This is a genomic window from Streptomyces sp. NPDC051180, from assembly GCF_040689545.1.
GTDB lineage: Bacteria > Actinomycetota > Actinomycetes > Streptomycetales > Streptomycetaceae > Streptomyces.
The window spans coordinates 62,076-81,656 of record NZ_JBFBBC010000021.1; the positions used below are offsets into that span (position 1 = coordinate 62,076).

General features: G+C 73.2%; 16 protein-coding genes. 7 read left to right on the forward strand and 9 right to left on the reverse strand.

What is annotated here, in order from left to right; all coding sequences use genetic code 11:
• The first annotated feature begins 30 nt into the window (after positions 1-30).
• Both AB0424_RS28310 and AB0424_RS28315 read left to right on the forward strand, forming a co-directional pair.
• On the forward strand, positions 31-1,497 hold the full coding sequence (locus AB0424_RS28310; RefSeq protein ID WP_366309401.1) for a PHB depolymerase family esterase: 1,467 nt from the start codon (positions 31-33) through the stop codon (positions 1,495-1,497).
• A 158-nt stretch (positions 1,498-1,655) separates the two neighbouring features.
• Positions 1,656-2,459, forward strand: coding sequence for a thioesterase family protein (locus tag AB0424_RS28315; protein WP_366309402.1), 804 nt, complete (start codon positions 1,656-1,658; stop codon positions 2,457-2,459).
• Positions 2,460-2,484: 25 nt separating this feature from the next.
• On the opposite strand, the gene AB0424_RS28320 is transcribed toward AB0424_RS28315, so the two are convergent.
• Complete coding sequence (locus AB0424_RS28320) at positions 2,485-2,877, reverse strand: VOC family protein (RefSeq protein WP_366309403.1); 393 nt, start codon at positions 2,875-2,877, stop codon at positions 2,485-2,487.
• Positions 2,874-3,725 carry a DUF4239 domain-containing protein gene (locus tag AB0424_RS28325; RefSeq protein ID WP_366309404.1) on the reverse strand — a complete coding sequence of 284 codons (852 nt, stop codon included), beginning with the start codon at positions 3,723-3,725 and terminating at the stop codon, positions 2,874-2,876. The genes AB0424_RS28320 and AB0424_RS28325 overlap by 4 nt, the downstream gene beginning before the upstream one ends.
• A 349-nt stretch (positions 3,726-4,074) precedes the next feature.
• Here AB0424_RS28325 and AB0424_RS28330 point away from each other — a divergent pair, with 349 nt between their 5' ends.
• The 3 genes from AB0424_RS28330 (at position 4,075) to AB0424_RS28340 (ending at position 11,172) form a co-directional block, all read left to right on the forward strand.
• The gene (locus tag AB0424_RS28330; protein WP_366309405.1) at positions 4,075-6,030 is read left to right on the forward strand and encodes an amino acid transporter; all 1,956 of its coding nucleotides are present in this window, start codon (positions 4,075-4,077) and stop codon (positions 6,028-6,030) included.
• 264 nt (positions 6,031-6,294) lie between these two features.
• Positions 6,295-10,599, forward strand: coding sequence for a bifunctional nitrate reductase/sulfite reductase flavoprotein subunit alpha (locus tag AB0424_RS28335; protein WP_366309406.1), 4,305 nt, complete (start codon positions 6,295-6,297; stop codon positions 10,597-10,599).
• 102 nt (positions 10,600-10,701) lie between these two features.
• Positions 10,702-11,172: a hypothetical protein gene (locus AB0424_RS28340; protein ID WP_366309407.1), complete on the forward strand. Its 471-nt coding sequence runs from the start codon at positions 10,702-10,704 to the stop codon at positions 11,170-11,172.
• A 98-nt stretch (positions 11,173-11,270) separates the two neighbouring features.
• Here the strand turns inward: AB0424_RS28340 and AB0424_RS28345 are convergent, their stop codons facing one another.
• Positions 11,271-12,797 (reverse strand): MFS transporter, encoded by a 1,527-nt coding sequence (locus AB0424_RS28345; protein WP_366309408.1) that lies wholly within the window; start codon positions 12,795-12,797, stop codon positions 11,271-11,273.
• Between the two features lie 136 nt (positions 12,798-12,933).
• On the opposite strand from AB0424_RS28345, the gene AB0424_RS28350 reads away from it, so the two are divergent.
• Positions 12,934-13,680, forward strand: a complete 747-nt coding sequence (locus AB0424_RS28350; RefSeq protein WP_366309409.1) for a TetR/AcrR family transcriptional regulator C-terminal domain-containing protein — start codon at positions 12,934-12,936, stop codon at positions 13,678-13,680.
• Here the strand turns inward: AB0424_RS28350 and AB0424_RS28355 are convergent.
• The 6 genes from AB0424_RS28355 to AB0424_RS28380 form a co-directional block, all read right to left on the reverse strand.
• On the reverse strand, positions 13,608-15,065 hold the full coding sequence (locus tag AB0424_RS28355) for an MFS transporter (protein WP_366309410.1): 1,458 nt from the start codon (positions 15,063-15,065) through the stop codon (positions 13,608-13,610). The two genes, AB0424_RS28350 and AB0424_RS28355, sit on opposite strands and share 73 nt — an antisense overlap.
• A 128-nt stretch (positions 15,066-15,193) precedes the next feature.
• Positions 15,194-15,553, reverse strand: coding sequence for a metalloregulator ArsR/SmtB family transcription factor (locus AB0424_RS28360; protein ID WP_366309411.1), 360 nt, complete (start codon positions 15,551-15,553; stop codon positions 15,194-15,196).
• 28 nt (positions 15,554-15,581) lie between these two features.
• Positions 15,582-15,788 carry a cold shock domain-containing protein gene (locus AB0424_RS28365; protein ID WP_366309412.1) on the reverse strand — a complete coding sequence of 69 codons (207 nt, stop codon included), beginning with the start codon at positions 15,786-15,788 and terminating at the stop codon, positions 15,582-15,584.
• A gap of 415 nt (positions 15,789-16,203) precedes the next feature.
• Positions 16,204-16,800 (reverse strand): TetR family transcriptional regulator, encoded by a 597-nt coding sequence (locus AB0424_RS28370; RefSeq protein WP_366309413.1) that lies wholly within the window; start codon positions 16,798-16,800, stop codon positions 16,204-16,206.
• A gap of 213 nt (positions 16,801-17,013) precedes the next feature.
• Positions 17,014-18,024, reverse strand: coding sequence for a LysR family transcriptional regulator (locus AB0424_RS28375; RefSeq protein WP_366309414.1), 1,011 nt, complete (start codon positions 18,022-18,024; stop codon positions 17,014-17,016).
• A 152-nt stretch (positions 18,025-18,176) separates the two neighbouring features.
• Entirely contained in the window at positions 18,177-18,725 is a 549-nt protein-coding gene (locus AB0424_RS28380; protein WP_366309415.1) for a carboxymuconolactone decarboxylase family protein, read from the reverse strand.
• A 206-nt stretch (positions 18,726-18,931) separates the two neighbouring features.
• On the opposite strand from AB0424_RS28380, the gene AB0424_RS28385 reads away from it, so the two are divergent.
• On the forward strand, positions 18,932-19,510 hold the full coding sequence (locus AB0424_RS28385; protein ID WP_366309416.1) for a helix-turn-helix domain-containing protein: 579 nt from the start codon (positions 18,932-18,934) through the stop codon (positions 19,508-19,510).
• Positions 19,511-19,581: the final 71 nt, after the last annotated feature.

The following is a 19,581-nucleotide window of genomic DNA, read 5'->3' on the forward strand; positions in this document are numbered from 1 at the left end:
GCGCATCCCCACCCCCATCTGGAGATGCGCATGAAGATCAGACAGCTTGTCGTGGCCGTCCTGGCGACGGTCGGAATCGCGGGATCGACGGTCGGCGGTGCGACGGCCGCCGTGCCGGCGCCGACGCCGGGGTCCCTCGAGCGGTACAGCATCGACGCGGCGTACGTCAGCGGCCTGTCGTCCGGCGGGTTCATGGCGAACCAGATGCACGTCGCCTACTCCGACGTGTTCCAGGGTGCGGGGATCTTCTCGGCAGGTGCCTACGACTGCGCGCAGAACAACCTCAACACGGCGCTGTACGGGTGCATGGACACCCTGACGGCCCGCAAGACACCCGCGCAGCTGGAGCAGTTGACCCGGGACCGGGCCGCGGCCGGGAAGGTCGATCCGGTGGCCAACCTGTCGGGCGACAAGGTGTGGCTGTTCCACGGCACCAACGACACCACGGTGAAGCAGCCGGTCAACGACGACCTGGCGACGTACTACCGCGACCTCGGAGCGGATGTCGTATACGCGAAGACGTCGGCCGCCGGCCACGCCTGGGTCAGCCCGATCGGCCCCAACTCCTGTTCCTCCACGGACTCGCCGTACGTCAACAACTGCGGCGGCGACCCGGTGAAGGACATGCTGACCCATCTGTTCGGCGCCGTGGCCCCCGCGAGCTCCTCGCCCCTGACCGGGAAGCTGGTCAGGTTCGACCAGAGCGCGTACGCCCCCGGCGGGAACCCGAGCGCGATCAGCATGGGGAACGAGGGGTTCGCGTACGTGCCGCTGAGCTGCCAGAGCGGCGCGTCCTGCCGGCTGATGGTCACGCTGCACGGCTGCTACCAGTACTTCGGGCTGGTCGGCAACGCCCTCATGGACAAGGGCTACCTGAACGAGTACGCCGACACGAACGACATGATCGTGCTCTATCCGCAGACCACCACCATGTCCGGCAACCCGCGCGGGTGCTGGGACTGGTGGGGGTACAAGTCGGCCGACTACGCCCAGAAGAGCGGTCCGCAGATGACGGCCGTGATGAACATGGCCAAGGCGCTCGGCGCCGGGTCCGCGGACGCTCCCGGCCTGCCGGCCCCGACCGGTCTGACCGCGACCGCCACGACGGCCACCAGCGCGTCGCTGAGCTGGAACGCCGTCCCGGGCGCCGCCTCGTACCACGTGTACCGGAACGGCACCCAGGTCGACACCGCCCCGGTCACGGCCACCTCGTACACCGACACGGGCCTGACCGCCGGCACGGCCTACGGCTACACCGTCGCCGCCGTAGACGCCGCCGGCGCGGTGGGGGCCAGGTCGGGGACGGTCGGGGCGACCACGCCGGGCGCCGTGACGTGCGTGACGGCCAGCAACTACGCCCACACACAGGCCGGCCGGGCCCACCAGTCGGGCGGCTACGCCTACGCGAACGGCTCGGAGCAGAACCTCGGCCTGTGGAACCTCTTCACCACCAGCACCGTGAAGGAGACCTCCCCGGGCTACTGGGTCGTCTGCTGACCCGGGAGCGCGGCGCCCTGCCCGCGGGCAGGGCGCCGGCCGCGTCCCGGTGGGGGTGGGGGTGAGGCACATCTCACGGTGTCCGTGATCGTCCCGGTCCCTAGAATGCATGGCCCAGGCAACTATCCATGCATGCCCCGCCCGAGGAGACGGATCGCGTGAGCACAGGCACTGCCGGCCCGGACAGCTACTACGAGCGGACCGGCGAGAACCGCTACAAGCCGACGGCGTACGCGGGCGGCGCGTGGAGCGCCGACGAGCAGCACTTCAGTCCGCTCGGCGGGCTGGTCGTGCACGCGATCGACCGGCATCTGGCGGGGCGCACCGACGGCCTGGCCCTGGCGCGGATCAGCTACGACATCCTCGGCCGGATCGCCCTGGACGAGTGCGAGATCACGGTGGAGACGGTCCGGCCGGGGCGGACGATCGAGCTGCTCGAGGCGAGCGTGGCCATCGGGGGCCGGACGGTGGTCCGGGCCCGCGCCTGGCTGCTGGCGTCCCTCGACACGTCGGCCGTCGCCGACAGCCCGTACCCGTCGGTGCCCTCGCCCGACGAGCTCCCCCGGTGGGCGATGGACGGGGAGTGGGGCGGGGGCTACATCTCCTCCATCGAGGTCCGGCGCACCCCGGCGGTCCGCAGGGGGCGCACCACGGCGTGGGTGTCCTCGCTCGTCGGTCTGGTCGGGGGCGAGGAGAGCAGCGCACTGGCCTCCTACGTCGCGCTCGTCGACACGGCGAACGGCATCGCCGTGCAGCAGGACCCGGCGGCGTGGATGTTCCCGAACGTCGACCTGACGATCCACCTGCACCGGCAGCCGGAGGGGCCGTGGACGGGCCTCGACACCACCGCCGCCTTCGGCCCGACGGGCCAGGGTCTCACCAGCAGTGTCCTGTACGACGTCCACGGGCCCGTGGGGCAGGCGCAGCAGATCCTCACGGTCCGCCCCCAGCCCGGATCCTGACCGCGACGGGCGGCCCCTCGGCCGCCTACGCGGGTGCGGTCGCGAGCTGGATCAGGTTGCCGCAGGTGTCGTCGAAGACGGCGGTGGTGACGGGGCCCGTCCGCTGGGGCTCCTGGGTGAAGCGGACGCCGAGCTCCCGCATGCGGGCGTACTCCGCGTCCACGTCGTCGACGGCGAACTGGGCGAGCGGGATGCCGTCCCGCACGAGCGCGTCGCGGTAGGTCCTCGCGGCCGGGTGGCGGGCGGGCTCCAGGAGGAGCTCGGTGCCGCCCGGCTCGTCGGGCGCGACCACGGTCAGCCACCGGTCCTCGCCGCCCACCGGCACGTCGTGCTTCTTCACGAAGCCGAGGACCTCGGTGTAGAACCGCAGGGCCTTGGCCTGGTCGTCGACGAAGACGCTGGTCAGATGGATCCTCACGGGGTTCTCTCCTCTGCTCGGGCCGGGGTCGACGGCCCGTCGGGGGACTCGTTCGGCGTCTCGCCCCAGTACGGGGCGAGCGCTCCTTGACGGTACGGCTCCGGGCTGACACTCAGCTCGCCGGCGAAGGGCCGGTCGAGGACGAGGACCAGGAGCAGGCTGAAGCCGATGAGGCCGGCGACGCAGGCGACGAAGAGGAGCTGGATGCGCAGCCTGCGCATGCCGTAGAGGAAGGTGAGCGGGACCAGGACGAGCGCGCCGCCGAAGGCGAGGACCTGGAGCAGCGGCGGCAGCTCCTGCTCGGCCATGGTGAGGCGGGCGCGGCGCTGGCCGGCGACGTCGTTGAGGCGGCTGACGGCCTCCTCGTAGAAGACCTCCTCGCGCGCGGTCCTCGGTTCGTACGACTGGAGGACGTCGAAGACGGCCTGGAGGCTGCCGGAGGTGGCGTCGTAGTCGGGGGTTCCGCGGCGCATCAGGGGCCACTGGTCGTTCACGACGCCGTGCACGTAGCCGCTGAGGGCGTCGTCGACGCGGGCGCGGACCGGGGGCGGGAAGGCGGCGGCGTCGCGGGCGATGAGGGCGACGTCGGTGGCCTCGGTGGCGACGACGGTCTGGGTGCTCTCCAGCTGGGTCCAGAGGGTGACGATCACGAACGCGAGGATGATCCCGTAGATCGCGCCGAACATCCCCAGGGTCACCCCGACCATGTCGTTGTGCTCGCCCTCGGCCAGGGACGGGTACCTGCGGCGGGCGAGGACGCTGCCGGCGACGGCGAGGGCGACGGTGCCGCCGACGACGACCGCGGCCAGGGTGAAGGTGCTGAAGTGGTTGAGCAGCCAGAGCGACATGTGCGGGGAGTCTAGGGACAGCGGGAGGGCCCTTCGCGCGTCCGGCGGCGGGGGACGGAGGGTCGTCGGGGCGGGCGCGGGGGCCCGGTGCCGTGCGCGGTACGGCGCGCCCCGCGCACGCCCCTCGCGCGGCCCGCGGGGGGACGTCCCGTCGTTTCACTCCGACGAGTGAGGCCGACCGCTGCGTCTTGACGCATTCCTGACGCGCCTTGACGGATTCCTGACGCCTCCGCCCCGATCGGGCCTCCCGGCGCTGCCTACGCTGGCTCGGCCGTCCGTTCGACGGCCCGGCCCGGCGGCCCTCCGATCGGCGGCCGCCCCCTCGTCACCCCAGCTCAGGAGCACCACCATGGCCACCCCACCCGACGCGCCCACCGGACGCCTGCGCGCGTGGATGCTGGAAGGGCTCTCCGACATGGGCAAGGGCAGGCCCTCGCGGCCGGTGGAGGCCGCGCCGGACAGCGGGCACCGCGGGCAGCGGTGGTGGCGGGTCATGTGCCTGACCGGTGTCGACTACTTCTCGACGCTCGGCTACCAGCCCGGCATCGCCGCCCTCGCCGCCGGGCTGCTCTCCCCCGTCGCCACGATCGTGCTCGTCGTCGTCACGCTGGCGGGCGCGCTGCCGGTGTACCGGCGGGTCGCGGAGGAGAGCCCGCGCGGCGAGGGATCGATCGCGATGCTGTCGCGGCTGCTGTCGTTCTGGAAGGGCAAGCTGTTCGTCCTGACCCTGCTGGGCTTCGCCGCCACCGACTTCCTCATCACGATCACGCTGTCGGCCGCCGACGCCTCCACCCACCTCGTGGAGAACCCGCACCTGGAGTCGGCGCTGCACGACAAGCAGGTCCTGATCACCATGATCCTGATCGCGCTGCTCGGCGCGGTCTTCCTCAAGGGCTTCCTGGAGGCCATCGGCGTCGCCGTCGCCCTCGTCGGGATCTACCTGGCGCTGAACGTGGTCGTCGTGATCACCGGCCTCTGGCACGTCGCGACCGCGGGGCACGTCGTCACCGACTGGACGGCGGCCCTGACGCAGGAGCACGGCAACGTCCTCGTCATGATCGGCGTCGCACTCGTCGTCTTCCCCAAGCTCGCCCTCGGCCTGTCCGGCTTCGAGACCGGCGTCGCCGTCATGCCCCACGTGAAGGGCGACCCGAGCGACACCGAGACGACGCCCACCGGCCGGATCCGTGACACCAAGAAGCTCCTGACGACCGCCGCGCTGATCATGAGCGTCTTCCTGATCTGCACCAGCTTCATCACCACCGTCCTCATCCCCCACGAGGAGTTCGAGCCCGGCGGCCAGGCCAACGGCCGCGCGCTCGCCTACCTCGCCCACGAGTACCTCGGCAACACCTTCGGCACCGTCTACGACGTGTCGACGATCGCGATCCTGTGGTTCGCCGGCGCCTCCGCCATGGCCGGCCTGCTCAACCTCATGCCCCGCTACCTGCCCAAGTACGGCATGGCCCCGCACTGGGCCCGTGCCGTGCGCCCCATGGTCATCGTCTTCACGCTGGTCGCGTTCCTGGTGACGTGGATCTTCGACGCGGACGTCGACGCACAGGGCGGCGCCTACGCCACCGGTGTCCTGGTCCTGATCTGCTCCGCCGCCATCGCCGTGACCATCGCCGCCCGCAAGGCCGGACAGCGCGGCTGGACGATCGGCTTCGGCGTGATCTCCGTGGTCTTCCTCTACACGACCGTCGTCAACGTCATCGAGCGCCCCGACGGCGTCAAGATCGGCGCCTGCTTCATCGCCGGCATCATCCTCATCTCCCTCCTCTCCCGCCTCGGCCGCGCCTTCGAGCTGCGCGTCACCCACGTCGAGCTCGACGAGACCGCCGAGCGCTTCGTCCAGGACGTCTCCCGGCGCTCGGCGCGGTTCATCGCCAACGAGCCCGACCACCGCGACGTCGCCGAGTACCGCGAGAAGATCGAGCAGATCCGCGCCGACAACGACATCCCGCCCCAGGACGACTTCGTCTTCGTCGAGGTGACCGTCACCGACCCCTCGGAGTTCGAGGCCGGGCTGACCGTCCGGGGCGAGGTCCTGCACGACCGCTACCGCGTCCTGACCGTGGAGTCCTCCTCCGTGCCCAACGCGCTCGCCGCGCTGCTGCTGCACGCCCGGGACACCACCGGCACGCGCCCCCACATCTACCTGGAGTGGACCGAGGGCAACCCGTTCGCCAACTTCCTCAGGTTCTTCCTCCTCGGCCAGGGCGAGGTCGCGCCGGTCACCCGCGAGGTGCTGCGCGAGGCGGAGCCGGACCGTGACCGCCGCCCGCGCGTGCACGTCGGCTGAGGACCGGCTCCGCCTCGGCCGCCACCGCCCCGGCCCAGGTCACGGGCCCGGGTGCGGGCCGGCCCCGGCCGGCCTCGACCCGCTCCCAGGTCGCTCACGGTAATCTCCCGGCCGTCGTGCGGGGCGCGTAACGCCGCGTGTCCGTGGGGTGTGACGGTCCGGAAACCCGCGCTCCGTACGGTCGTGGCCGTGGGAGACCTCCCACGGTCCGGTGTACCGGCGCGGGTCGGGACGGCGGATGGTTCCTGAGGGGGAGGAGTCCCGGTGACGTCGGACTCGCGGACCGAGGCCGTCCGGACGGTCTGCTCGTACTGCGGAGTCGGCTGCGGGATCGTCCTGGACGTCGCGCGCGACCCGGGGACGGGCCTGCGGCGGGCGGTGAGGTCCACGGGCGACAAGGCGCACCCGTCGAACTTCGGCCGGCTGTGCACGAAGGGCTCGACCAGCGCGGACATGATGGCGGCCGGCGGCCGGGCGCGCACCGCGCTCGTCCGGGCCGAGCGCGCCGGCGAACCCGCCGAGACCGACGTCGACGCGGCCGTCACGGCGGTCGCGCGGCGGCTGCGCGCGATCCTGGACGAGCACGGGCCGGACGCGCTGTCGTTCTACGTGTCGGGGCAGATGTCGCTGGAGGCGCAGTACCTGGCGAACAAGCTGGCCAAGGGCTTCGTACGGACCCGCTACATCGAGTCGAACTCCCGGCTGTGCATGGCCTCCGCCGGCTCCGGCTACAAGCTGTCGCTCGGGGCGGACGGCCCGCCCGGCTCGTACCGGGACTTCGACCGGGCCGACGTGTTCCTCGTCATCGGCTCGAACATGGCGGACTGCCACCCCATCCTCTTCCTGCGCATGATGGAGCGGGTCAAGGCGGGGGCGAGGCTCGTCGTCGTCGACCCGCGCCGCAACGCCACGGCCGACAAGGCCGGCCTCTTCCTGCAGATACGGCCCGGCACCGATCTGGCCCTCCTCAACGGGCTGCTGCACCTGCTGGTCGCCGAGGGCCACACCGACGAGGCGTTCATCGCCGAGTTCACCGAGGGCTGGGAGGGGATGCCCGCCTTCCTCGCCGACTACCCGCCCGAGCGGGTCGCCGAGATCACCGGGCTCGCCGAGGCCGACATCCGGCAGGCCGCGCGGTGGATCGGCGAGGCCGGCGCGTGGATGAGCTGCTGGACGATGGGGCTCAACCAGTCCACCCACGGCACCTGGAACACCAACGCGCTGGTCAACCTGCACCTCGCCACCGGGGCGCTGTGCCGGCCCGGATCGGGTCCCTTCTCGCTGACCGGCCAGCCCAACGCCATGGGCGGGCGGGAGATGGGGTACATGGGGCCGGGCCTGCCCGGCCAGCGGTCGGTCCTCGTCGACGCCGAACGCGCCTTCGTCGAGGAGTTGTGGGACGTCCCCGCGGGCTCCCTCCGGACGGACGTCGGCACCGGCACGGTCGACATGTTCGAGCGGATGGCGGCCGGGGAGATCAAAGCCTGCTGGATCATCTGCACCAACCCGGTGGCCTCGGTCGCCAACCGCAGGACCGTCATCGCCGCCCTGGAGGCCGCGGAACTGGTCGTCACCCAGGACGTGTTCACGGAGACCGAGACCAACGCCTACGCGGACGTGGTCCTGCCGGCCACGCTGTGGGCCGAGTCCGACGGCGTCATGGTCAACTCCGAGCGGAACCTCACCCTGGTCCGGGGAGTCGTCGACCCGCCCGGCCAGGCCCTGCCCGACTGGCAGCTGATCGCGCGCGTCGCGTGCGAGATGGGGTTCGCCGATTCGTTCGCGTACACGAGCGCGGAGGAGGTCTTCGAGGAGCTCAAGCGGGCCTGGAACCCGCAGACCGGCTGGGACCTGCGCGGGGTGACCTACGAGCGGCTGCGCTCCACGCCCGTGCAGTGGCCCGCGCCCACCGCCGACGGCCCCGACCGCAACCCGATCCGCTACGTGAACGACGGCGTCAGCCAGACCCTGCGCGAGCGCGAGGACGGCAGCCGGCCCCGGCTGGCCTTCCCGACGGCGAGCGGACGCGCCCGGTTCTTCGCCCGGCCGCACCTGCCGCCGGCCGAACTGCCCGACGACGACTACCCGTTCGTCCTCAACACCGGGCGCCTCCAGCACCAGTGGCACACCATGACGAAGACCGGGAAGGTGGCCCGGCTCGCCAAGCTGAACCCGGGGCCCTTCGTCGAGGTCCATCCCGAGGACGCGGCGGCGCTCGGCGTCGGCGACGGCGACCACCTGGAGATAGCCTCGCGCCGCGGCCGCGCCGTCCTCCCCGTCGTGGTGACCGACCGGGTCAGGCCGGGCGACTGCTTCGCGCCCTTCCATTGGAACGACCTCTTCGGCGAGTACCTCAGCATCAACGCCGTCACCCACGACGCCGTCGACCCGGTGTCCTTCCAGCCGGAGTTCAAGGCGTGCGCGGTCGCCCTCACCAGGACGGCGGCGCCGGTGCCGCCGGCCCGCACGGGCGAGGACCCGGCGGTCCCGGCCGGTGCCGCCGCCTCCCCCGCCGCTCCCCTCGCCTCCCCCGCCGTCGCTGTCCCCGCCGGCGGGGCGGGCGCGGCGGGCTCCGCCGGGGCCCTGCTCGCCTCGCTGCTCGGCGTCGCGGACCTGGCCGCGCCGCCCGCGTTCACCGCGTCCGAGCGCCAGTACCTCGCGGGGTACGTCGCCGGTCTGTCCGGCCTCCCCGGCCTGGCCGCGGCGACCGCCACACCGCCCGAGGGACGGGCCGCGGTCCCCGTCCTGCCGTCCGGCGCTCCGCTCGCCCCGGCCCGCGCCCTCTGGGTCGACGGCCTCCTGGCCGGCATGTTCTCCCGCACCGGCGCGCCCGCACCGTCCGCGCCGCCGGGGGCCGGTCCGTCGCCGTCCGGCGGTACGGACGCGCCGGGAGGCCGGGACGCCGCGCCCGCCCGGCGGCTGCTGATCCTGTGGGCGTCCCAGACGGGGAACGCCGAGGAGTTCGCCGCGACCGTGGCGGGCTCCCTGTCCGGAGCGGGGCGCGCGCCGGAGCTGCTCGCGATGACGGACGTCGATCTCGGCCAGCTCGGCGCGGAGACCGACCTGCTGGTGGTGACCAGCACGTTCGGCGACGGTGACGCGCCCGACAACGGCGCCGGCTTCTGGCAGGCGCTGAGCTCCCCGGACGCCCCGCCGCTGACGGGCCTGCGCTTCTCCGTGCTGGCCTTCGGCGACTCCAGCTACGACGACTTCTGCGGGCACGGCCGCCGGGTCGACGAGCGGCTCGCCGAACTCGGCGCGACCCGACTGCACCCGCGTACCGACTGCGAACCCGACCACGAGGAGAGCGCGGACGCCTGGCTGACCGGTGTCGTCGCCTCGCTCGCCGCGGCCGCTCCGGCGGCTCCCCCGGCGGCGGGCCCCCCGGCGCCGGCCCCGCACCGGACGCCGGCCACGGTCTCCGCCGGCTCCGCCGAGGGCCGGAGCGCGTACTCCAGAACGTCGCCGTTCGCGACCCTGCTGGTCGGGAACCGCCTGCTGAGCCTGCCGGGTTCGGAGAAGGAGGTGCGGCGGTTCTCCTTCGACACGCGGGGCGGCGAGCTGGCGTACGAGGCGGGCGACGCGCTCGGCGTCTGGCCGGTGAACGGCGCCGGCCTCGTCACCGAGTGGCTCGCGCTCACCGGTCTCGACCCGGACGAGCCGGTCTCGGTCGGCGACGCCGGGACCGTCCCGCTCGCGGAGGCCCTGCGCACCCGGCTGGACATCAGCCGGATCACCCCCGACCTCCTGAGGTTCGTCGCCGACCGCACCGGCAGCCACGGGCTGAAGCGGCTCCTGCGGCCGGGCAACAAGGACGAACTCGCCAAGTGGGGCTGGGGACTCCAGGCGGCCGACCTGGTCGGCGCCTTCCCCCTGCGGGCCTCCGCTGCGGACTGGACCGGCGTGCTCAGGCGGCTGCAGCCGCGCCTGTACTCGATCTCCTCCAGCCCGCTCGCCCACCCCGGCGAGGTCAGCCTCACCGTCTCCGTCGTCCGCTACGCCAACGGCCGCGGGCGGGAGCGCGGCGGCGTCTGCTCCACCTATCTCGCCGACGGCGCCGACGACGGGCCGGTGCAGGTCTTCGTGCAGCGCTCCCCCGCCTTCCGGCCGCCCGCCGACCCCTCGACCCCCATGATCATGGTCGGCCCCGGTACCGGTGTGGCGCCCTTCGTCGGCTTCCTGGAGGAGCGCAGGGCCCGCGGGCACACGGGCCCGAACTGGCTCTTCTTCGGCGAGCAGCGCGAGGCCACCGACTTCTACTACCGCCGGGAACTCGGGGAGCAGCTTGCGGCGGGCCATCTCGACCGTCTCGACGTCGCCTTCTCGCGCGATCAGCGCACCAAGGTCTACGTGCAGGACCGCATGCGCGAACACGGGGCCGTGCTCTGGTCCTGGCTCCGCGACGGCGCCCACTTCTACGTCTGCGGCGACGCCACGCGCATGGCCAAGGACGTCGACCGGACGCTCCGCGACATCGTCGCCCGGCACGGCGGCATGAGCCCGGAGGAGGCGGCGGCCTGGGTGAAGCAGCTGTCGGCCGACCGGCGCTACGTCCGCGACGTGTACTGACCGGGTCCGCGCCGCCGGGCCACACGTCCGTTCGGGCGTTGAAGTCGCCGAGGGCCGTGTCGCGGGCTCCGGCGCCGGGGGACGTCGCATAACTGTGAGCCCATGGCCAACGACTACCGGGATGCTCTGCCGTCCGCACCGCACGACCGTCCGCACCCGCACAGCCGTCCCGCCCACCCACACGCGCTCCAGACGCCGCGTCCGGCGGACCGGCCCGGCCACCCGGCGCCACGTCCGGCGAGTGCGCCCCTGGTGGACCCGTACCTCCGCATCATCCTGGGCGCGCTCGGCCCGCGGAGGGCGACGGCCTTCCTGACGGCGGCGCTCAAGGCCCACCAGGAGGAGCGCGCACGCGAAGGAACGATTCAGCTCGGGTTCTGCGCCTACCTCTCGGACCGCCTGGACGAGTCGTGGGGCCGAACCCTGGCCGAGATCTCCGCATGGGAGGCGATGCAGGCCGTCCGCCGGCTCGTCCGCGCCGACCCCGAGGCCGACCTCGGCCGCCAGCTCGCCCACGGCCTCGCGCTCGCCCTCTCCCTCGCCTCCGCCCCGGCGCCGACGACGGCCCGCTGACACCGCCGCGGCGGCACGCCGCCGTCGCCCGACCGCGCCCCCGCACGCAAAGAGCCGGTGCCCCGACAAGGCACCGGCTCTTCCCGTGGCGGGAGGGCTCAGGCGACGGGCTCCGCCGTCTCCTTCTCCGGCTGCGGCTCGTCGGAGGCGGCGGCGGAGGCGGAGGCGGTCGGCTTGGCGTCCCGCATGGCGAGGGTGGCGAGGACGGCGGCCGCGAGGACGCCGATGGCGCTGATGGTGAAGGTGGTGGACATCGAGGAGGTGAAGGCGTCGCGGGCGGCGTCGACGAGGCGGGCGTCGCCCTGGGCGGCGGCGAGGGCGCCGCCGATCGACTGCTTGGCCTGCCCGGGGGCGTCGGCCGGCATCTCCCGGGAGTACGCGCCGGTCAGCAGCGAACCGAGGATGGCGATGCCGAGCGCGGTGCCGGCCTGCTGGATGGTGTCGTTCAGTGCGGAGCCGACGCCCGCCTTCTCCTCGGGGATGGTGCTCATCAGCGCGCCGACGGCGGCCGGCATGGCGAGACCGGCGCCGAGGCCGAGGAGTCCGAGGGCGATGGCCGGGACGGTGAAGCCGGAGTGCGCGTCGACGGTGGTGAGGAGGGCGAAGGACGAGGCCATGACGAGCATGCCGACGAGGATCAGGATGCGGTTGCCGGTCTTCGCGGCGAGGCCGGCACCGGCGCCGTTGCCGATCAGGGCGGCGACGGCGAGCGGGACGAAGGCGAGGCCGGCCTTGACCGGCGAGTAGCCGAGGACGAACTGCAGGTACTGGGTGAGGACGAGGAGCAGGCCGCCGTTGCCGATCTGCACGAGGGTCAGCGAGAGCGAACCGCCGCTGAAGTTGCGGTGCTTGAAGAGGACCAGCGGCACCATCGGCTCGGGGGTGACGTTCTCCCAGATCACGAAGCCGGCGAGGGTGACGACGGCGACGGCGAGGGTGACCAGCGAGCGGCCCTGGAAGGCGCCGTGCTGCGGGATCTCGATGATCCACCAGATCAGGGCGGTCATGCCGACGGCGGAGAGGATCGCGCCGAGCGGGTCGGGCTTCTGCCACGGACCCTTCGACTCGGGCATCAGGGTGAGCGCGGCGAGGACGGCGAGCGCGACCACCGGGACGTTGATGAAGAAGATCGAGTGCCAGGAGAAGTGGTCGATCAGGACACCGCCGAGGACGGGGCTGCCGACCAGGCCGAGCATGGACACGGAGCCCCAGGCCGCCATCGCCTTGGGACGCTCGTCCTCCTCGAAGACGGTGATGAGGATGGAGAGTGTCGAGGGCATGATCAGCGCGCCGCCGACCCCCATCGCGATCCGGGCGGCGATGACCTCGCCGGGGGTGGTGCAGACCGTGGCGGCCAGGGAGGCGGCGCCGAAGAGCAGCAGGCCGATGATCATGATCTTCCGCCGGCCGAAGCGGTCGCCGAGGCTTCCCGAGGTGAGCAGGAGTCCGGCGAAGACCAGGATGTAGGAGTCCAGGATCCACTGGATGTCCTGGGCGCTCGCGCCGATGTCCTCGGTCATGGAGGGGACCGCGACGGTCAGCGCCATGCTGTCGACCACCAGGACCAGGGTGCTCAGGCACAGCACGACCAGGATCCACCAGCGGCGTGGGTTGCGGGTGTCCATCGGGAGTTCCCCCTCGGCTTTCGTTCGTCGTCCTTCGATGCGAACACTGTACGCAGCTGCGCACGGCGTTCGCAAGACCGGAGACCTGTACGCTGAATGCGCACGCCGTACGCAGCAATGAAGGAGGACCAGGACCATGGCCACCAAGGCGAACCCCGTGCCGTCCGTCTGGACGCGGGAGCAGGCCGCCCCCGACCAGCCCGCGCTGAGCCGGACCACGATCGTCCGCGAGGCGATCGTCATGCTCGACGCCGACGGCATCGAGGCGCTCAGCATGCGCAAGCTCGGCGCCCGCCTGAACGCCGGCGCGACCTCCCTCTACCGCCACGTCGCGACCAAGGACGAGCTGATGGAGCTCGCCGTCGACGAGGTCGCCGCCGAGCTCACCGTCCCCGATCCGGGCGGCCCCTGGCGCGACGCCGCCACCGAGGCCGCCGCCTCCTTCCGCGGCACCGCCCTGCGCCATCCCTGGCTCTCGTCCGTCCTCGGACAGGCCGGCCTCGCCTACCTGGGCCCGAACCTCATGGCGTACTCCGAGCGCCTCGCCGGCCTCTTCGCCGCCGCCGGGTTCCCCGAGCCGAGCCGCGCGATCGACACGGTCCTGTCGTACGTCATCGGCATGAGCACCACCGAGGCCGCCTGGCTCACCACCGTGGCGCGCTCCGGGGAGACCGAGGCCGGGTTCATCGCGCGCCTCATGCCCGCGGCCCAGCAGGCGGCGGCCGACCACGACCACCTCTCCGAGGCGTACGCGGACGCCGCCGGCACGGCCACGGTCGACCCCGTCACCCTCCGCGACGCGAAGTTCTCCTACGGCCTGGAGGTGGTCCTGGACGGCCTGGAGATGCGGCTCCCGCGGCGGCCGGGCGCACGTCCGGCCTGACCCGCGGGGCGCGCCGGGGGCCAGTGCCGGTGCAGCGCGTCGATGTGGAAGTCGTGCGCGTGCGCACCGGCCGGACCCGCCAGGTGCGGGTGCCCGGCGGGGAGTTCGGGGTGGGCGTGCGGCAGCTCGGCCGGGTCCGGGCGCGGCCACAGCCGGGCCGCCGCCCCCGCCCCGAGCAGGGCGACGACCGCGAGCACGGCCGCCGACACGGCGGGCCCCGAGCGCACGGCCAGCCAGCCGGCGAGCGGGTAGGTGACCAGCCAGCAGGCGTGCGACAGCGAGAAGCGGGCCGCGAAGGCAGCCGGCAGGTCGCCGCCGCCCGCGGAACGCCGCACCACCCGGCCGCCGGGCGTGAGGACCGCCGAACCCGCCGCCCCGACGACCAGCCAGAGCCCGAGCAGCGCGGGCCACGACCAGGCCCCCGGCGCGACGGCGAGGCCCGCGGCGAGGAGCACGAGCGCCCCGGGGAGCACCCACGCCGCCCGCACCATCACCGACCGGTCGTCGGCCCGCCCGAGGACGCGCGGGAGCACCAGGGCCACCGCCATCGAACCCGCCCCGTACGCCCCGAGGGCGAGCGGCACGTCGCCGGCGGCGCGCCCCAGGGTGTCCCGTACGAGCAGCACGGTGTCGACCAGCACCACCGCCCCCGCCGCCGCGACGGCCAGATCGAGGGCGAGGAGGGCCCGCAGGCGCGGGGTGGCGAGGAGCAGCCGTGTCCCGAAGGCGACCTTGGCGTACGCGCGCCGGGCGCGGCCGCCGGGGCCGGCGGAGGCGGGTGGCGCGTCCGCCGCCGGCCCGGCCGGTGCCGGTGCCGGTGCCGGGAGGACGGTGGTACGGACGAGGAGCGCGGAGACCAGGAAGCCGAGGGCTGTGCCGGTGAAGAGCCAGGCGTAGGGGACGACGGTGAGCAGGGCCGCGGCGAGCGCGGGGCTCGCCAGGCTCTCCAGGTCGTAGGCGAGCCGGGAGAGGGAGAGGGCCTCGGTGTACGCGCGGTCGTCCGGCAGGACCTGGGGCAGGGTGGCCTGGAAGGCGGGGGTGAAGGCGGCGGAGGCGGCCTGGAGCAGCAGGATCAGGACGTAGACCTGCCACACCCGGGTGACGAAGGGCAGGGAGAGGACGACGGCGGCACGCGCCAGGTCCATCGAGACGAGCAGGGCGCGCCGGGGCACCCGGTCGGCGAGCGCGGCGACGACGGGGGCGATCGCCACGCACGCGGCCATCTTGATCGCGAGGGCGGTGCCGAGGACGGCGGCGGCGTTCGCGCCCGCGAGGTCGTAGGCGAGGAGGCTCAGCGCCACGGTGGCCAGGCCGGTGCCGCCCAGGGCGACGACCTGGGCACCGAGCAGCCGGCGATAGGTGCGGTTGCGCAGCACGGACAGCATGGACGCCCCCGGTCGGCCCCTGCGGACGACGAACGACTGACGTCCTTACGGTATCCGACGCGTGCATGAGTGCGCACATGTTCACACCAGGTCGGTTCCGGTCGCCGTCGGCCGGGGCGGGCGCTCCCTCAGGCGTGCCAGGGTTCGCCGCTCACCTCGTGGTCGGCGCGGCTGATCGCCTCGACCACCAGGCGCTTCAGGTGCCCGTCCGGCATCCCGTACACGACCCGGCGACCGTCCTTGCGCGACTGCACGAGGCCGCCGAGGCGCAGCTTCGCCAGGTGCTGGCTCACCGCGGGGCGCGCCGCGCCGCACGCCTCCGTCAGCGCGGTCACGTCGGCCTCGCCACGGGTGAGCAGCCACATCAGATGGAGTCGCGTCGGGTCCGAGAGCAGCGCGAACACCCCCGCCGCGGCCGAGAGTTCCCGCGGGCCGGGGGTCCCCTCGTGGGGGCGGGAGGCGGCCTCGGGATCCACTCGCTCAGACATGGGGCCATCGTAGGCAGCCCCGGCGGCGTCAGATGCGCAGCTCCCTGGCCTCGAAACGCCCCTCGCCGAGGACCAGGACGAAGGAGACCTGCTGCCCCTCCGAGACGACCTGGTCGTCACCCTCGATGTCCTCGGCGCGGAAGTACACCTGGTCCTCGGAGTTCACCGGGACGACGAAGCCGTACCCGCCGAGACGGTTGAAGGAATGCACGAACCCGATGCTTCTGCCTTCCACGGCGGCCTCCCTGTCGTCACCGGTTGATACGCCTCAGAGGGAGATGTACCCCGTACGCCCGCGCTTCGCCATCCGGACCCGGCACCCCCGGGTGGACAGCCACCCCTCGCCGTCTCGTACAATCTTCAACAGAGGCCCGGTGCCGGAGATCCCCCGTGTCCGACACCGGGCCTCGCCTCCTTCCGACGACTGCGGCTCGCACACTCACCGCTAGGGCCTGTCGTCACATTCCCCTCTGCCCCGCGACGCCTGGCACGCGCTCTCGCCGCACCGGGCGAAAGCGCGAGTACGCCCAGTACGAGCACTTCCACCCGGCACACCGAGAGCACGCACCAGACGCCGCAGGGCCGCCCTCCGGGCAACGAGGGGATTGTGACGACAGGCCCTAGGCCCCGCACGGCTCCGGGGCGGACGCTCAGGCGGTCCCGCCGGGATACGCGATCCTCGCCGTGATCCGGGCGATGCGCCGCGCCGACTCCTCGGGCGAGGCCACCGGCTGCACGATGTGGCTGACCGTGAGCCGCACGATCGTCTCGACCGCCAGTCCGCGCGACTCCTCGTCCACCTCGGGCCACGCCTCGACCGCGTAGGCGTCGAGCATCGTCATCGCGGTGCCGAAGACCGGCTCGGCGCGCGTGGTCAGATAGGCGAGGAGATCGTCCTCGCCGCCGCGCGCCGCGACCAGTACCCCCTTGATCAGGGGGTTGTCCACGGCCTGCTGGAGCGTGTAGCGCACCCCGGCGGAAGCGGCGGCCTCCAGGTCGCCGCGGTGGGCGTCGAGTTCGCCCTGGATGCCGACCAGGAAACCCTCCAGCTCACGCTGGACGAGGGCCCTGCCGATGGCCTCCTTCGACCCGAACTCGTTGTAGAGCGTCTGGCGGCTGATCCCGGCGGCGCGCGCGATGGCCGTCATGCGCAGCCCGCCCCAGCCTTCGGCGGCGACGAGGCGGTAGGCGGCGTCGAGCACCTGCTCGCGCAGCAGGGACCGAACACTCTCGCGAAAACGTGTCATCGTGCCCCCACTCTAGCCACCGGGCACCCGGCCGGGACCGCGGCCGGAGCGGCGCCGACGCGGCACCGGGGTCGGAGGTGCCGCGGCGCCCGTCGCTCCCTCATGGACCCGGTCGGGGGTGGGGCCGGGGGGAGGCGACGGTACGCCGCGGCACCGCTCGGGGGCGGCGCGCACGGACACCGGAAGGCCCGGGGCGCGCGCCGGCGGAGAGGGTCAGGAGGCGATGCTCGGATCCGGGCCGAGCACGGCGGCGTCACCGCCGAGGACATCGACCGCGGCAGGGCGGCCCTGGTCACCGGGGTGGACGGCGCAGGCGAGGGCGGTGGCCTGGCGGAGGGTCTCGGTGAGGTTCTGCCGGTCGAGGGCCGGGCGGGTGTCATGGCGGCCGAGGAGCAGGGAGGCGTTCCAGCGCATCCGGGGCACGCCGGGGAGCGGACGCAGCCCGTCGGCCTCCTGCGGGGAGGCGGCGAGCGCCATGGGGAGCATGGCGCAGCCCAGGCCGGACTGGGTGGCGGCACGCACGCCCGCCATGGAGCCCAGTTCGTGGATCTCGGGCGCGGTGTCGCTGCGCAGCCGGAGGAACTCGGGCAGCCAGCGCTGGGAGGGACAGTCGGGGTCGGCGATGACGACCTGGCGGCCGTGGCCGCGCCGGTGGCCGATGCTCGTGACGGGAACGAACTCGACTTCCTGGAGGCGGACTTCGGTGAGGTCGTCGGCGCGCTCGGGGTGGGGCTGGTCGGCTAACAGGGCGGTCGGGTCCTCCGCGTCCACGACGGTGAGGACCAGGGCGCCGTCGATCGCGCCGGACCGGAAGGCGTCGTGGACCTCGGAGGTCCCCATGACCCGCAGGGCGAGCTGGACGCCGGAGAGCAGCCGCCGCCCGATGTGGGTGACCCGGGCGAGCTGCTGTCCGTAGGCGAGGGCGGGGACGATGCCGACGGTGAGGCGGGGCGGGTTGGCCGCCGGCCGGCGCAGGGCGGTCTCCATCTCCCCGACGAGGGTGAGGATCTGGCGCGCGTAGTCGCGCAGGACGGTGCCCGAGTCGGTGAGCCGCACACCGTTGGGGAGCCGCTCGAAGACGGGCTCGCCCACCTGCCTCTCCAGTGCGCGCATCTGCGCCGTGACGCTGGACTGCGAGTACCCGAGGCGTCGCGCCGCCTGGGTGAAGGACCCGGTGAGGGTCACCTCGCGGAAGGTCCGAAGGGTTCTTGCGTCGATGTCCACGTGAATTCCCCCCTGCCGCGCAGGCGGCAGTGTCCTCGCCCCGGGTGGTTGGTCGACCACCCGCTTCGATCGCCCCAGTCGGTGTGTCGCACAAGCCGCAGGGGTGCCGGACGCTCCGTCGCGCCCGGCACCCCTGCTCGGCCGCGAAGACTCTACTCGGCGAGGTGCGCCGGGACCAACGGAAAGTCCAAGTCCGGCTGCGCAACGTGATTGAAGAAGTTCGACAGCACGTTGAGGGCGACGTGGCCGACGATCTCCGCGATCTCGGCGTCGGTCACGCCGGCCGCGCGGGCGTCCGCCAGGTCCTCGTCGGCCACGCGGCCCGCGGTGGCCATCACGGCGCCGGTGAACCGGAGCACCTGGTCCATGTGCGGGTCCCCGGCGTCGCCGCCGCGGCGGGTGTCGAGCAGCTCCTGCTCGTCGAGGCCGACCTTGCCGCCGCGCAGGGTGTGCGCGGAGACGCAGTACGTGCAGTCGTTGCGCTGCGCGATGTAGAGGGCGAGCTGCTCCCGCTGCCGGGCGCTGAAGGCGCCGCCGACGAGGGCTTCGCGCATGGCGAGGTAACCGCGGAGCGCCGCGGGGCCGTTGGCGAGGGCGGCGTAGAGGTTGGGCAGCTTGCCGAGCTGCTTGAGGGTGCCTTCGAGCAGCTCGCGCTGCTCCTCGTTGGCGGTCTCGACGGTCAGTTGGGGCAGGCGGGGCATGGAGCTCTCCTTGAGCCGGACCAAGACGGAACTGATCGGTACCATCGAGACGGTACCGACCGGTTCCGTCCGATGCAACGGGAGGGGCCGCCTCCGCCTCTCGCATGGAAATCCCTGATACGACGCGACGGTTGGCCCACCGGAAGCCTTCCGGGCGGAGGTCGTTGATACGGCAACCTATTCGGAACCGAGTGGTACCGTCGGGCATGGCCACGAACGCGAAAGAACGACTCCTCGGTGCGGCGGAGCGTCTCTTCTACGAAGAGGGGATCCGGGCCGTCGGCATCGAGCGGATCCTCTCCGAGTCCGGAGTCGGCCGCGCCTCCTTCTACCGCCACTTCCCCAGCAAGGACGACGTGGTCGTCGAGGTGCTGCGGCGCCGCGACGCCATGTGGCGCGCCTGGCTCGACGGCCGGATCGCGGCCAGCGGGCGCTCCCCCTCGGAGCTGCCCCTCGCCCTCTTCGACGGCCTCGCCGAGCGCTTCGCCGCGGCCTCCTTCCGCGGCTGCGCCTTCATCAACACCATGGTCGAGACGGCCGATCCGGACAGCCCGGCGCACCACGTGGCCGCCGAGCACAAGGAGAAGGTCATCGGCGTCCTCGACCGCCTTCTCGCCGAGGGCGGCTACCGCGACCACGAGTCCCTGGCCCGCCAGCTCGCCCTTCTCGGCGACGGGGCGATCGTCACCGCCGTACGCGAGGGCACGGCGGACGCCGCCGTACGCGCCAGGACCGTGGCGGAGGTCCTCCTGCGCACGGCGGACCGGGAGCAGGTCAGCGCCTGATGGACCCGCCCCCGCCGGTCGAAGCCGGGCGGGGGCGGGTCCATCGGTCCGGCGGTCCATCGGTCCGGCGG